A 13,948-nucleotide genomic window follows, 5' to 3' on the forward strand; every position below is an offset into this window, starting at 1 on the left:
CTGCCAAGCCCCACTTGATTAGGTGATGGCACTCTAATGAGCGGTAGCTATCAGAGGGGTGGCTAGAAAATTACAATTCCGTAAGAATGTCCTGTAATGCCCGAAAATACTGGGAAACCAAACCCGACACGATGATTTCGTTACAAGCAACGGAGATGGCAAACACGCGGTGCGAAGGCCCGAACAACAGGTAGATGACGAAATTGTAATTTTCCTATCACCCCCCCCGTTATCTTCGGCCTGCAAATATGAGCTCGCGCTACGCTAGGCGCGCCGCCTGGTCAGAACAATTAACGACACCCGCGCCGGTAAACATAATAAAAACTGCCGTGAATCAAAGGAGCATCGGATGAAAATCAAAGTACCACTGTATTTGGCGGCAGTTTCTGCGCTGTCTGGAAGCTATGCTATTTCGGCACAAGCTGAAGACAAGCCAGAAGGCTTCATTGAAGGCAGCAGCCTTACAGTGTTGAACCGTAACTTCTACTTCAACCGTGATAACCGCGACAGCACCGCCCCCACTTACAACAGTGGCAAGGGCAATACGAACGGCTACTCCGAAGCCTGGGCGCACGCGATCATCAGCAAATTCAACTCCGGGTTTACCCAAGGTACCGTTGGCTTTGGCGTTGATGCCTTTGCCATGATCGGCCTCAAGCTCGACACCGGTGATGGGCGCAACGGCGGCCGTAGCTCCTTCGACGTGCTGCCCGTTGATAACAAGGGTGAAGCTCGCGACGAATACACCAAGGTCGGCGGCGCAGCCAAAGTCCGCTTGTTCGATACCATCGTGAAAGTGGGTGATGTCTTCCCATCGACCCCGGTCGTCGCATCGGGTGACTCTCGCCTGCTGCCAGAGAGTTTCCGCGGTGTGACCGTTGAGAACACCAGCATCCAGGGCCTTACCCTCCAGGGTGGTCGTCTGCATGCGATGAGCCAGCCGGTCTCAAGCAACCTGAACGACAACTTCGTGACGTTCTACGGCGGCCCGGTCAACTCGCCATGGATCGGTTACGGTGGCGGTGACTACTCGATCAACGACAACTGGACTGTGAGCGTCTACGCCAGCCAGCTGAAAGACGTCTGGAATCAGTACTACGCCGGCACAAGCGTGGTTTACCCGCTGAGCGACGATCTGGCGCTGATCGGTGGCTTCAACTACTACAAAGCCGTAGATGAAGGTAAGAAGCGCCTGGGTGAATTCGACAACAACATCTGGAGTGCCAAGGTCGGTGTGCGTTACGGTGCCCACACCCTGGCCCTGTCGCATCAGCGCAACAACGGCGACGACGATTTCGACTACCTGCGTCAGTCGGACTCGATTTTCGTCGACAACTCCATCCAGTACAGCGACTTCAACTCGCCGAAAGAGCGTTCCTGGATGCTGCGCTATGACCTGAACTTCACCAGCTACGGCATTCCAGGCCTGACGTTCATGACGCGCTACGCCAGAGGCTCGGGTGCGGATTACTCGAACGCTAACCAGTTCTACATGCGCACCGACGACAACGGCAACCCGCTCGACAATCAGAAGCGTTGGGAGCGTGACGTCGAAGTCAAATACGTTGTCCAAACCGGTCCGGCAAAAGATCTGTCCTTCCGGTTGCGCCAGGCAACCACGCGTGCCACTGCTTTCGAATCGGATCTGGATGAAACTCGTGTAATCATCGAGTACCCGCTTTCGATTCTGTAATTCGCTAACTGGGCCAGTTATCCATTGGCGGGTCCTGTTAGTAAAACGAGCATTACGCATTCACCTTGAGTGGCTTAAGTGCTCCTTTGGTAAAAGGTGGATATTTGGCGCCCATTGGGCGCCTTTTTTTTGCCTAAAATTCAAGTAGGCGTTCGATTGTACGCATCGCATGCCGGTGAAGTTCATGACTACACCAATGACCAGTCTCTTCAATGTGAGCGACCTCGCCGTCATCTGAGCGGAACGAAGCCAGCACAAAGAAGAAAATAACCCAATACTTCATAAGGTCAAATCACCTGCTGGAGAGAGGGCCCGCAACTGTCAAACCCAAACCGCGACAAGATATACCGCCAGACTATCAACTGTATTACCTAGAAATTACAAATCCGTCATTTGAGCCCCGGCACGCTCATTTTGATTTACCATCCCTTTCAATAATGCCGGCGCGCGTGCGCGGTTAATTGCTCAGTGATATCGAGACAAAATCCCATGCGAATTCTGGTAATTGAGGATGAAGTAAAAACTGCGGAGTATGTGCGTCAAGGTCTGACGGAATGTGGCTATGTCGTAGATTGCGTCCACACCGGGTCAGATGGATTATTCTTGGCTAAGCAGCACGAATATGAGCTGATTATCCTGGATATAAATCTGCCAGAGATGGACGGTTGGCAGGTCCTTGAGTTGTTGCGTCGTAAAAACTGCCCTTCCCGTATCATGATGCTGACGGCGAGAAGCCGGCTGGCGGATAAGGTCCGGGGGCTGGAGAACGGAGCAGATGACTACCTGATCAAGCCATTTGAGTTCCCTGAGCTGCTGGCCCGGGTTCGCGCCTTGATGCGCAGGTCAGATCACCCTGCATCCGTAGAGGTCATTCGCGTCGCTGACCTGGAGCTTGATCAGAGCCGGCACAGGGCATTCAGGGACGGTCAGCGCATTGACCTGACCACGAAAGAATTCGCGTTACTGCATTACCTGATGCGTAATACCGGTGTGGTGCTGAGCCGCACCCAAATTATTTCGCAGGTTTGGGATATGAATTTTGACTGCGACACAAACGTTGTAGAGGTGTCGATTCGAAGACTCAGAGCCAAGATAGATGACCCTTTCGAGACCAAACTGATACATACGCTTCGGGGCGTAGGGTATGTGCTTGAAAAACGATAGTTGCCAAGCTCTCTAGTACCGAAAATCCGCTACATGCTCCCGTCGCTTGCGAACTTGAGGTTTCTGTTTACGATCCGCGGCGCTGATTCCTCACTCAACAAATGAGGTAGGCTGTACATGAGGTATAGCATTGATTATCAGCAGGTTTCGCAAGGACAATCCGATGCCAGCATTGATGCCTGTCCAGCTGACATTGTCTTCAACAGCGACCATGGCCTAGCTCTTATCCCGTGCGTTGGCGATGTTATCAACCTCCCCTCTACGGCGGTCAAAGAAGGGGTTTGCGGCATCGTTAGATCAAGGATTTTCAATTATCTCAGAGGTCCTGAAGAGCTGTACTGTCACGTCAATATTCTCGTTGAGGAGGCGGACATCAATTTCGAAAGTCTCATCTCGGAATACATGCGCAATCAGTCACGTGCTCGCTCGCCTTCTTCATAAAGTCGAAGGCGGGCCAGTCCATTAATGGTTGTGTATGGGTGAGGGTTCAGCAGAGCGAGCGCCTACTGAGCACCAGAGATGAATAGTCACAGCCTAGTGGTTTAACGCGGTACTGCTGGTGTACGCAGGGCCGGACTCATTGTTTTTTGAATGGCGCATTGCAGCACATAGAAATATAAAACCCCGGAAGCAAATACGATTGCGGACAGATAAGCAAACTCAGAGTCTAAAGCCCCGGAAACCATATACAATTTAATCGTGATAGAACCCATAATAATTCCGGTACAGTACATGACGCCTGTGAACTGATTGCCCAAAAAACTCAGTATGCCGCTGAAGGCATTGTTCGCACTCAACAGCATTGCTTTCAGTATCGTCCAGCCGAGAACTGGCAGAAAAGCCTTGATCATGAAGGCGAATAACATCGACGATGCAAACAGTTTTATCGGGGTTTCTGCCCACGGCTTGATGGTGCCGTCTACTTCAACGCCGGTATACAAGATGATATTCAGAATAATCGCCATAAGGGTGCATATGCCGAGGCGTATCATTTCCCGCTTAAGCGGGGCCATCATTATCACTGCGTGAATCTTGTTTCCAAAGTATCGTTTTAGTCCTTGGATCGACATTTTTCTTCCTATGCTCTCGGGTATGACGCTGTTGTAGCGTTGTATGACGGTCATGCTTTTACCCGAAGAGAGGTGACGCTTCAACGGTCCTGAATTGCGCAGGGGATCTCATGTCCTTCCCCTGGCTGGGTAGCTTGCTGAGAAATTCTCATCTACCTGCGTGGCAACGATGCGGCCACCCCGCCGCCGTCAGAGCTCTGGAGGACTGGCTGCTGTCAGCAACTCATCGAGTGACGGAACCTTAGCGTTTGCACTGAGGACGAGTGTTCTGGATCGGAGTATGGATACATCAAAGAAAGATTCGCACTCGACTCTTCCGTTTACTTCTCTCCAGTGGGTGACTTCTGGTATCAACTCATTAGGCACCGGGTATAGTGCCATAGGGTTATGGAATACCTCCACTTCAGCAGACCACGGCTCGTAGCCATATTGCGGCCAGAGCTGACCGTAGTCGCTGGACGCTACATCCAACAGAAATGGGATACCTCGTGATGCTCCCGGAGAACGGTCGAAAAACTCACCAAACCGCAAGTATCGGTACCCGTCTAGATGAGCTCCACCTGAGATCGGCACTCGGCTGAGCTTTGGCACTGTGCAGGCATTGGTGAAAATGACCGCTGAAAGATGGGCATTTTCCATTAGCGTAAATAGGCCGTTGGGGCGCCCTGATAGCAGAGATGTCTCTTCCTCCACAGTTATCAGGTGCGTACCACGATGCGCAGATGAGTGAACTGCAAAGCCATAGAGATAGCTGATGAGCGACTCCCTGCTCCACAGCATTGAACTGGGCGCATGGAAATCGGCTAAGGCCAGAATGAGCGGCTTACCCTCCACGTGCGGTAGGGATTCGTAACGCTTGTCCAATTTGTTTTGGATGGTCCTCGCAAACCTTTCTGCAGCCGCTCCTAAGAAACGCTCATGTCGGTCAGCGGGTGGGGGGACCGGCGAGGCGCCAAAATGCTCATACCGCTCTTCCGGGTTGGCTGTCACTGCTTCAACCCAGGCCTCATCTCCCAGCCTATTCTCGATGTGAAAATCGGGTGATTCTTTAGGCTGGGTGACCAAGAGTCCCTGTTCACGAAAAATCGCTAATAGGTGGGCTTCCCAGAGGCGGGTGTGAAAATTCTCAGTCTGGCAATCGGGAACCCAATTTCTGTCTGGGGATGGCAGTGCGAGATACAGTTGATTCAGCGCCCACGCCCCAATACGGCGGCTTGGATCAAATAGTGATTTGAACACCACGCTTGGTGTGCGCTTACCCATTCTGCTTAGAGGAGCACGTCGTCGTTCACCTGAAGGGAGTGGAAGCGGATGGGCTTGGGTATAGAGAAAATGGCTGATTGAGGCGCGGGCTTCGGACTCGCCAGTGGTGCACTCACCATGGCTGAGGAGCACCCACACGCTATCGACACGACGCCGCAAGGTGACAATTCCGAAGCTGCCGGAATTGATATTTCGGGTTAGAGCGGCACAAGAAATTCCGTCCTCACTAAGCCATGCCCCTACTGGCGGGCTGTCCCCAAACCCCAACCCTCGTGGAAGCGACAAAGCGATTAGATCGAACATCGGCGCAGCAATTTCTTTCATTCGCTGATCTCGGCAGCCGTCAAAATGCATTCCATCAATGCCTCGGAGCGTGCCCGCCGGCGATGGCATCGGTGGAGGTACCTATTGAAGAAGGGGGCCTTGTTCCACCAGGACATCTCGGTTGGTGAAGATGGTCTCAATGGTTGCAGCCTCGGCAGCCACATGAGTCTTTCGCGTGATCTCTTCAAGGGCCAGTTCGAGCCGGTAGTCTTGGAAATACTCGTACAGCTTTTCAGAGCTCTCGGATATCTCCTCCCCACCATTCTTCGCGAACAAGATGTGGATGATCGCTGCGAGTGGGAGAGAGATGTCGAGATCCTTCTCTTCTGCATCTGAATCCGAGTTCAAACCGTCGAAATACCTCTCCAGATGACTCTGGAGCTCCTCAAGCCAGAACTGAGATAGGTTGCTTGGAAGGGAGCTTTCAGGCCCGGTCAGAAGGACTTCATCTCTGAATAGAGCCAGCAGATTGGGGTTTGCCATGGAGGACCTCACGATTAGATTTGAGAGCAACTGGTCAGCATAGTCCACCTCAAGATGTAGTGGTCTAATGAAACCGGACACCCATTTAGGCGAGAATGCTCGCCACAGAGAGGTGTCTGATGACCAAGCAACGTCGTACCTTTACCCCTGAGTTCAAGCGCGAAGCTGCCTGCCTGGTGCTCGACCAAGGCTACAGCCATGCTGAAGCAGCCCGCTCGCTCGGTTTGGTCGAGTCGGCCCTGCGCCGTTGGGTCAACCAGCTTCAGCAGGAGCGTGGCGGCATCACGCCGACCAGCCAAGCGTTGACGCCAGAGCAGCAAAAAATCCAAGAGTTGGAAGCTCGGATCACGCGCCTGGAGCGCGAGAAATCGATACTAAAAAAGGCTACCGCGCTCTTGATGTCGGAAGATCTCGAGCGCATACGCTGATCCGTCAGCTTAGCGCCCATGAACCCGTTGATTTCCTGTGCGAAGTGTTTGAAATCACTCGCTCAACTTATTACGCGCATCGCCACAAAAGGCGGACGCCTGACGTTGAGCGCCTGAAGTTGCGCAGTCGAGTGAATGAGCTATTCACACAAGGTCGAGGTGCACCCGGCAGCCGCAGCATCAAGTTAATGCTGCAAGATGAAGGCGAGAAAATCGGACGATTCAAGGTGCGCAGCCTGATGCGTGAGCTGTCGCTGGTCAGCAAGCAGCCAGGGTCACACGCTTACAAGAAAGCAACGGTGGAGCGGCCGGACATTCCGAATGTGTTGAACCGAGCGTTTGATGTCGACGCGCCAAATCAGGTCTGGTGTGGCGACATCACTTACATTTGGGCGCAGGGTAAATGGCACTATCTGGCGGTTGTCCTCGATCTCTATGCGCGGCGCGTGGTGGGCTGGGCTTTGTCAGAAAGACCGGATGCAGAGTTGGTCATCAGGGCGCTGGACGTGGCGTACGAACAACGTGGAAAGCCCCAAGGGCTGCTGTTTCACTCCGATCAGGGATCGCAATATGGTAGCCGTCAGTTCCGCCAGCGATTGTGGCGCTACCGCATGCGCCAGAGCATGAGCCGCCGAGGCAACTGCTGGGATAATGCGCCGATGGAGCGGGTGTTTCGCAGCTTGAAAACAGAGTGGATACCGGTCACGGGCTACCTGACCGGACAGCAAGCTCAGCGAGACATTAGCCAGTACCTGATGGATCATTACAACTGGATAAGACCCCATCAGTTCAACGATGGGCTGGCTCCGGCCAAAGCTGAGGAAAAACTCAAAACTGTGTCCGGGATTAGTTGACCACTACAAGATGACCACCTCCTTGACGCCCATCCTGGTGCTCCTGAGCATCAGACGAGTGAATCGCCCCGAAACCTGTAGATACAAAATGACCGCTTCTCGCCGTTAGCTGCCTTTCTTGAAGGACAGCTTTGGGTCGATAGCGGCCTTCGTGGAGGTTGGTGTCTACGGGGTCGGTTTAGTCAATCTGAATCTCCGGTTTCACCTCCGTGAGGCCGGCCATCGTCATGCATCAGATCTTGATTGACACGCGTGCCGCTTTGGATAGCCTTGCAATTGAGGGCTGCAACTGCGCATTTGTCGGGCCTGGGTACCAGCATGAGCCCCCCGCAATTTTGGCAGCAGAGGAAGCTGGTTCCTCTGAAGTAGTGACGGCGGGCATTGCCAGTCGGATTCTGAACCCAAGGTCGCCAGACTAGGAGCTAAAGGATCGCTGCGACTACTCCTCATCCCTTACCGAAAAGTCACGCGTCGGTCGTAAACGGCCCTTTCCAGGCCAATCAACTTTTGTGATTGGTGAGTAGGGATTTCTCGGCTTTTCTGTGAAAAGCACCCCTTCATTTCACAAAAAAAATGGCGAAGATTCCAATTTCACGGGGTCTGGCCTATCACCTATTTTGTGAACCTACATCAGGTGTAATTCGCCAGACACTAAAAAGCCCGCTGATGCGGGCTTTTTAGTGTCTGCGATTTATCAGTAACCGCTGAGAATATTCACGATCACACCGCTGGCAATCGCCACCAGCACATAGTCGCCATTCACATACAACCAACGATGATCACGTGGCGGCGCATACAGGTGACGCGCTTTCCAGTCGGTCACCCAGTAACGGTCACCCCGGTAATGTGGATCGACTGCGTGACCACGCTGCCATTGCTGATGAGGCACCGGCATGCCTTGTTGTGGGTGGAAGTTCGGATCACGGTAAGCAGGACCCCGGCCATTGTCATGGCGACCCTGTTGCTGCGGCTGACCATGTGGCGGATTGCCCTGGTGCGATGGGCCGCCATCATGGCGGTCGGGTGGGCCTGACTGCGCGAAGCTGGCCAGTGGTGCGCTGAGCACGAGCGCGGCGCAGATCACGGTTAGGGTTTTTTTCATTTGATGCGGTCCTCTGCCTGTTATCGCCTGGCCAGCACTGACTGCCAGATTCGGTTAACTGATCAGACCACGATTTTGCCGGTTTAATGTCAGGACGCAGGTAAAGGTCCGGTAAAGTCAGTCGTCCCCTCAGTTCAAGCCGAGCGCCTTCAGTCGGCGATACAGCGTGCGTTCACTCATACCAAGATGACTGGCCAGTTCGCTACGCGAACCCTTGAACTGCTCCAACGCCTGCGCCAACGCCCCCAAATCATTGCGACGGCTACCCGTTGTGATCGCCCCCGCCGGCCCGATATCTGCCGGAAAGTGCTCAGGCCTGATCAGCCCGTCATCGGCAAACAGCCGCGCCCTTTCCAGTATGTTGCGCAGCTCTCGGATATTGCCCGGAAACGGATGCAGCCCAAGTTGCTGCAAGGCATCGTCACTCAGCCTGGGCGTTGGCTTGCCAGCCATGCGCTGCAGCAGGCTCTGCGCAAGCAGTGGTAGATCTTCCACCCGCTCGCGCAGCGCAGGCAGGCGAATCGGGAAGCCGCTGATACGGTAATACAGGTCTTCACGGAAGGTGCCATCCGCGACCATTTGCTTGAGCGGCTTGTGGGTGGCCGATACCAGGCGGAAATCTGAATGCACCGTGCGCAAGCTGCCAACCGGGCGGAAGCTGCCAGACTCGATCAGGCGCAGCAGCTTCACCTGCATCGCCAGGGGTACTTCACCGATTTCGTCGAGAAACAAGGTGCCGCCATGGGCCGCCTCTGCCAGGCCGATCTTGCGTTGGTGGGCACCGGTGAACGCACCTTTCTCGTAACCGAACAGCTCACTTTCGAACAAGGATTCGGTCAAACCAGTGCAGTCGACCACCACCAGCGGCCCGTTGGCCCGTGGGCTGCCCATGTGTAGCGCGCGCGCGAACAGTTCCTTGCCGGTGCCCGACTCACCCTGCAGCAATACCGGAATCTGCGCGGGTGCCGCACGTTGCAGGCTGGCCAAGGCGGCCTTGAAGGTTGGCGCGCGGCCGACCAAACCTTGCTCCTGGGGCTGTGCCGAGGCGAGGGTGATGGTGGTCAGGCGTTCGACAAAGGCCACCACCCTGCCCTGTTCATCCAGGATTGGCCGCAACTCGACGTCGACGTGCTCGGGGCCGCGTGGTGTGTGATGAATGTGCAACACCCGCTCCGGTACCTTGCTGTCCCACGCCTTGCGCATCGGGCAATGCTCGCCAGCCTGGTCGCACGGTACGGCATAGTGATGCGAGACCTTGTGGCACTTCTCGCCCAACGGCGCCTGATCATGCCGGCCGAACTGGCGACGATAGGCCGCATTGGCGGCGAGGATGTTGTAGTCGGTGTCCAGCACGATGGTCGGCAGGGCATCGTGCTCAAGGTAGGAAACCAGAGCTAGGATGAGGGGATGGGCTTCAGGCATGACGGCACCGTTTGGATGACCGATGCAGGGTAACAAGGACTGCCAAACACTGCCATTGGCTGACAGTCGACTGCCACCTTCACTGCCAGTCATGCCAACAGCTGTCAGCAACCGGCCCGTTTCATTGGCCCATGCGCAGCAAAAAGCCTGGCATGCATCTTGATAAACCTCCTGTCACTGCCTACGCCTGTACAAGGCGGGGCGGATAAATTGGAGAACGTGATGATCATCGGTAACAACCTTCACGTGGACGCCTTTTTCGACGAGGCGACCTCGACCATCAGCTACTTGGTCATGGACCGTGAAACCCGGCAATGCGCCTTGATCGACAGCGTGCTGGATTATGACCCCAAGTCCGGGCGCACCTGCAGCGCATCGGCGGATCGCCTGATCGAGCGCGTGAGCGAGCTGAACGCCAGCGTGCGTTGGGTGCTGGAAACCCATGTACACGCCGATCATCTTTCAGCGGCTGCCTACCTCAAGGAAAAGCTCGGCGGCCATACCGCTATCGGCGCGCACATCACCCAAGTGCAGAAGGTGTTCGGTGCCTTGTTCAATGCCGAGCCTGGCTTCGCCCGTGACGGCAGCCAGTTCGATGTGCTGCTTGAAGACGAGGAAGGTTTCCGCATTGGCAACCTGCATGCCCGTGCGCTGCATACGCCGGGGCATACGCCTGCATGCATGAGCTTCATGATCGAGGACGCCGGCGAGATCGCAGTGTTCGTCGGCGACACCTTGTTCATGCCCGACTACGGCACAGCCCGTTGTGATTTCCCAGGCGCCGACGCCCGTACTTTGTACCGCTCGATTCGTCGCCTGCTGGCGTTCCCCGACCAGACCCGGCTGTTCATGTGCCACGACTACCTGCCAGGTGGCCGCGACATGCAGTACGTCACCACCGTGGCAGAGCAGCGCGCCCACAACATCCACATCCACCAGGGTATCGATGAGGACAGCTTCGTTGCCATGCGCGAAGCCCGCGACAAGACCCTCGACATGCCGGTGCTTATCCTGCCCTCGGTGCAGGTGAACATGCGCAGCGGCCAGCTCCCCGCGCCGGAAGCAAACGGCGTGAGCTATTTGAAGATCCCGCTGAACAAGCTGTAACCGCCCTGCCCCCATAACCAGATTTTCAGGATTTACCGCCATGCCTGCCTTGTTGTCCCCTGCCAATACCGACCACCACAAGGTGGTCATCGTCGGTGCCGGTGCCGCCGGTATCGCCACCGCCTCCAGCCTGATCAGCCGCGATCCGTCGTTGGATGTGGCTTTGATCGACCCTGCCGAGGTGCATTACTACCAGCCCGGCTGGACCATGGTCGGTGCCGGTGTGTTCAAGGCACCGAGCACCGCCCGCACCATGGCCTCGACCATTCCGCGTGGTGTGCGCTGGGTCAAGGCGCGGGTAGAGGGTTTCGATCCGTTGAGCCAGTTGGTCATGCTCGAAGGTGGCCGCTCCATCAGTTACGAACAGCTGATAGTTTGCCCCGGCCTGAAGCTGGACTGGGCGGCCATCGATGGGCTCAGCGAGACCCTGGGCCGTAACGGCGTCACCTCCAACTATCGTTACGACCTGGCGCCCTATACCTGGGAGCTGGTGCAGAAGCTCAAGCAAGGCCATGCCGTGTTCAGCCAGCCGCCCATGCCGATCAAGTGCGCCGGAGCACCGCAGAAGGCGCTGTACCTGTCTTGCGACCACTGGCTACGCCATGGCTATCTGGGCGCAGTGAAAGCCAGCTTCTTCAATGCGGGGGCTGTGTTGTTCGGCGTAGCGGACTATGTGCCCGCGCTGATGAAGTACATCGAAAAGTACGCCGTCGACCTTAATTTTTCGCACCGTCTGGTCGCCGTGGACGGCCCGAACAAGCGTGCTACCTTCGTGCGTACCCTGGCCGATGGCAGCAGCGAAACCCGCATCGAAAGCTTCGACATGCTCCATGTGGTTCCACCACAGGTGGCGCCAGACTTCATTCGCGAAAGCCCTTTGGCCGATAGCACCGGCTGGGTCGATGTCGACCCGCATACCCTGCGCCATCGCAAGTACACCAATGTGCACGCCCTTGGAGACGTGGCCAACACCAGCAACGCCAAAACCGCTGCGGCTGCCCGCAAGCAAGCACCCGTGGTGGCCAACAATGTGCTGGTAGCATTGGGTCGATTGCCGAGCCTGGCCCAGTACGACGGCTACGGCTCGTGTCCACTTACCGTCGAGCGCGGCAAGATCGTTCTGGCCGAATTCACCTATGGCGGCAAGCTGGCACCGAGCTTTCCAAGCTGGTTGCTGGATGGGCGCAAGCCGACTCGCCTGGCCTGGTTGCTCAAGGCCCAGGCGCTACCACCGTTGTACTGGCAAGGCATGCTCAAGGGCCGCGAGTGGTTGGCACGCCCGCAACTGGTCGCCGAGGGTGGGCAGTGATCGAGCATCAATTACTGGGGGCGGGCTTGGGCGCGATCATCGGCGCGGTGTTGGCGTTGACTGGCGCAGGTGGCGGCATTCTCGCAGTACCCTTGCTGGTGTTCGGTCTGGGCTTGTCGATGGTCGAAGCGGCACCGGTCGGCTTGCTGGCCGTGGGCCTGGCGGCGGCAGTGGGCGCTGTGCTGGGCTTGCGCCAAGGCTTGGTGCGTTACCGGGCGGCATTGTTCATTGCGCTGGTCGGTGTAGCGGCGGCACCCTTCGGGCTGATGCTGGCGCACCGTCTGCCCAATACACCATTGCAGTTGGTGTTCGCCGGGGTGCTGGTTTATGCCTGCCTGCGTATCTGGCGCAAGGCGGCCAAAGAATTGCGCGGCGAAGCCAATGATGCCCATCGTTACATCGAGCCATGTGTGCTGAATCCGTTGCAGGGCCGTTTGCGCTGGACCCTACCCTGTGCACGCGCATTGGCATTCACGGGTGCCTTGTCCGGGTTGTTGTCCGGCCTGCTGGGGGTGGGCGGTGGGTTTGTCATCATCCCGGCCCTGAACCGCTACACCAACCTGCGCATGGCCAGTATCGTGTCCACCTCGCTGGCGGTGATCGCCCTGGTCTCCACTGGCAGCGTGGTCAGCGCCAGCCTGGCGGGCGTCATGCACTGGCAGGTCGGTGCCCCGTTTGCCGTCGGCGCGGTACTTGGCCTGCTGTTGGCGCGGCCTTTGGCTGCCAGGCTGGCAGGGCCGCGCTTACAGCAGATGTTTGCAGTGGCAGGTTGGACGGCGGCCTTGCTGCTGGCTGGCAAGTCGCTATTGGGCTAGCAGCTCATCCTGCTGCGCCGCGCACAGCGCCAGCAAATAGTCCCACACCACCCGCAGGCGCACCGATTTATGCAGCTCGCGACGGGTGCAGATCCAGTAACTGCGCTGGATGGTTTCGCCAGGCAGCACGCGTACCAGTGTCGGGTCGTGGCGAGCCATGTAGTTGGGCAGCACGGCGATGCCCAGCCCGGCGCGGGCGGCGGCTTGCTGGGCGATCACGCTGGTGCTGCGAAACACCACGTTGGGTGCCCGGCAGAAGCTGTTGAGAAACAGCAACTCCTGGCTGAACAGCAAGTCGTCGACGTAGCCGATCCAGCTGTGCCGGGCCAGGTCTTCGCGGTTGCGCAGTGGTGGCGCGCGGTGCAAATAGTCCTGGCTGGCGTACAGCGCCAGGCGATAATCGGTGAGTTTGCGAGTGATCAGCAGATCGGCGTTGGGCCGCTCCAGGTGGATGCTGATTTCCGCCTCGCGGTTGAGGATGCTGACGAAACGCGGTACGGCCACCAGTTCCACTTCAAGGCCAGGGTAACGCTCGAACAACGCGTTCATGCGTGGGGTGAAGAACATGATGCCGATGCCTTCGGTCACCCCCAGGCGAATCTTGCCCAGCGGCGTGATGGCCTGAGTGATTTCTTCCTGCGCCAGCAGGGCGACGTTCTCCATGGCTTCGGCATGCTTGAGCAAGGCTTGGCCCGAGGGGGTTAACTCGTAACCCTGGGCATGCTGCACGAACAGCGCGGTGCCCAGGCTCTGCTCGATGCTCTCGATGTGCCGGGCCACGGTGCTGTGGGTGGTGTTCAGGCGCTTGGCGGCGGTAAGCAGGCGGCCGCTGCGCTGTAACTCGAGGAAAAACCGCAGATCGTTCCAGTCGAACATGCTGATCCTTTTTGGCAGTTCGTCTCAGCCGTATCCTG

At 56.9% G+C, this 13,948-nt stretch carries 13 protein-coding genes; 7 read left to right on the forward strand and 6 right to left on the reverse strand.

Annotation, left to right across the window (positions count from 1 at the left end):
* Positions 1-349: 349 nt before the first annotated feature.
* The 3 genes from Q9451_RS00165 (at position 350) to Q9451_RS00175 (ending at position 3,298) form a co-directional block, all read left to right on the forward strand.
* A complete protein-coding gene (locus tag Q9451_RS00165; RefSeq protein ID WP_003253422.1) occupies positions 350-1,693 on the forward strand; it encodes an OprD family porin in 1,344 nt (447 codons plus the stop codon).
* A 489-nt stretch (positions 1,694-2,182) separates the two neighbouring features.
* Positions 2,183-2,857, forward strand: a complete 675-nt coding sequence (locus Q9451_RS00170) for a heavy metal response regulator transcription factor (RefSeq protein WP_003253420.1) — start codon at positions 2,183-2,185, stop codon at positions 2,855-2,857.
* Positions 2,858-2,974: 117 nt separating this feature from the next.
* Positions 2,975-3,298, forward strand: a complete 324-nt coding sequence (locus Q9451_RS00175) for a hypothetical protein (protein WP_010951457.1) — start codon at positions 2,975-2,977, stop codon at positions 3,296-3,298.
* 101 nt (positions 3,299-3,399) lie between these two features.
* Here Q9451_RS00175 and Q9451_RS00180 read toward each other — a convergent pair whose 3' ends face one another.
* The 3 genes from Q9451_RS00180 to Q9451_RS00190 all read right to left on the reverse strand — a co-directional run bounded on the left by Q9451_RS00180 (position 3,400) and on the right by Q9451_RS00190 (position 5,997).
* On the reverse strand, positions 3,400-3,927 hold the full coding sequence (locus tag Q9451_RS00180; protein WP_345960966.1) for a hypothetical protein: 528 nt from the start codon (positions 3,925-3,927) through the stop codon (positions 3,400-3,402).
* 189 nt (positions 3,928-4,116) lie between these two features.
* Positions 4,117-5,514 carry a hypothetical protein gene (locus tag Q9451_RS00185; protein WP_223296393.1) on the reverse strand — a complete coding sequence of 466 codons (1,398 nt, stop codon included), beginning with the start codon at positions 5,512-5,514 and terminating at the stop codon, positions 4,117-4,119.
* Between the two features lie 81 nt (positions 5,515-5,595).
* On the reverse strand, positions 5,596-5,997 hold the full coding sequence (locus tag Q9451_RS00190) for a hypothetical protein (protein WP_012269857.1): 402 nt from the start codon (positions 5,995-5,997) through the stop codon (positions 5,596-5,598).
* A 119-nt stretch (positions 5,998-6,116) separates the two neighbouring features.
* Here Q9451_RS00190 and Q9451_RS00195 point away from each other — a divergent pair.
* Positions 6,117-7,279 (forward strand): IS3 family transposase gene (locus tag Q9451_RS00195; protein ID WP_176704564.1). Its coding sequence is split into 2 segments (ribosomal slippage): positions 6,117-6,372 and positions 6,372-7,279, totalling 1,164 coding nucleotides; the frame shifts between segments, so codons are not numbered across the junction.
* Between the two features lie 694 nt (positions 7,280-7,973).
* On the opposite strand, the gene Q9451_RS00200 is transcribed toward Q9451_RS00195, so the two are convergent.
* Both Q9451_RS00200 and Q9451_RS00205 read right to left on the reverse strand, forming a co-directional pair.
* On the reverse strand, positions 7,974-8,381 hold the full coding sequence (locus Q9451_RS00200) for an RcnB family protein (RefSeq protein ID WP_012269858.1): 408 nt from the start codon (positions 8,379-8,381) through the stop codon (positions 7,974-7,976).
* A 129-nt stretch (positions 8,382-8,510) separates the two neighbouring features.
* Positions 8,511-9,803, reverse strand: coding sequence for a sigma-54-dependent Fis family transcriptional regulator (locus Q9451_RS00205; RefSeq protein ID WP_012269859.1), 1,293 nt, complete (start codon positions 9,801-9,803; stop codon positions 8,511-8,513).
* 222 nt (positions 9,804-10,025) lie between these two features.
* Between Q9451_RS00205 and Q9451_RS00210 the strand changes: the two genes are divergently transcribed.
* Genes Q9451_RS00210 through Q9451_RS00220 form a run of 3 tightly spaced genes read left to right on the forward strand, consistent with a single transcriptional unit; the run spans position 10,026 to position 13,034 of the window.
* A complete protein-coding gene (locus Q9451_RS00210) occupies positions 10,026-10,910 on the forward strand; it encodes an MBL fold metallo-hydrolase (protein WP_012269860.1) in 885 nt (294 codons plus the stop codon).
* 40 nt (positions 10,911-10,950) lie between these two features.
* A complete protein-coding gene (locus Q9451_RS00215; RefSeq protein WP_012269861.1) occupies positions 10,951-12,219 on the forward strand; it encodes an FAD/NAD(P)-binding oxidoreductase in 1,269 nt (422 codons plus the stop codon).
* Positions 12,216-13,034 (forward strand): sulfite exporter TauE/SafE family protein, encoded by an 819-nt coding sequence (locus Q9451_RS00220; RefSeq protein WP_012269862.1) that lies wholly within the window; start codon positions 12,216-12,218, stop codon positions 13,032-13,034. The genes Q9451_RS00215 and Q9451_RS00220 overlap by 4 nt, the downstream gene beginning before the upstream one ends.
* Here the strand turns inward: Q9451_RS00220 and Q9451_RS00225 are convergent.
* A complete protein-coding gene (locus Q9451_RS00225) occupies positions 13,023-13,910 on the reverse strand; it encodes a LysR family transcriptional regulator (protein ID WP_012269863.1) in 888 nt (295 codons plus the stop codon). The genes Q9451_RS00220 and Q9451_RS00225 overlap by 12 nt on opposite strands.
* Positions 13,911-13,948 lie beyond the last annotated feature (38 nt).

Source organism: Pseudomonas sp. NY8896 (assembly GCF_039634505.1).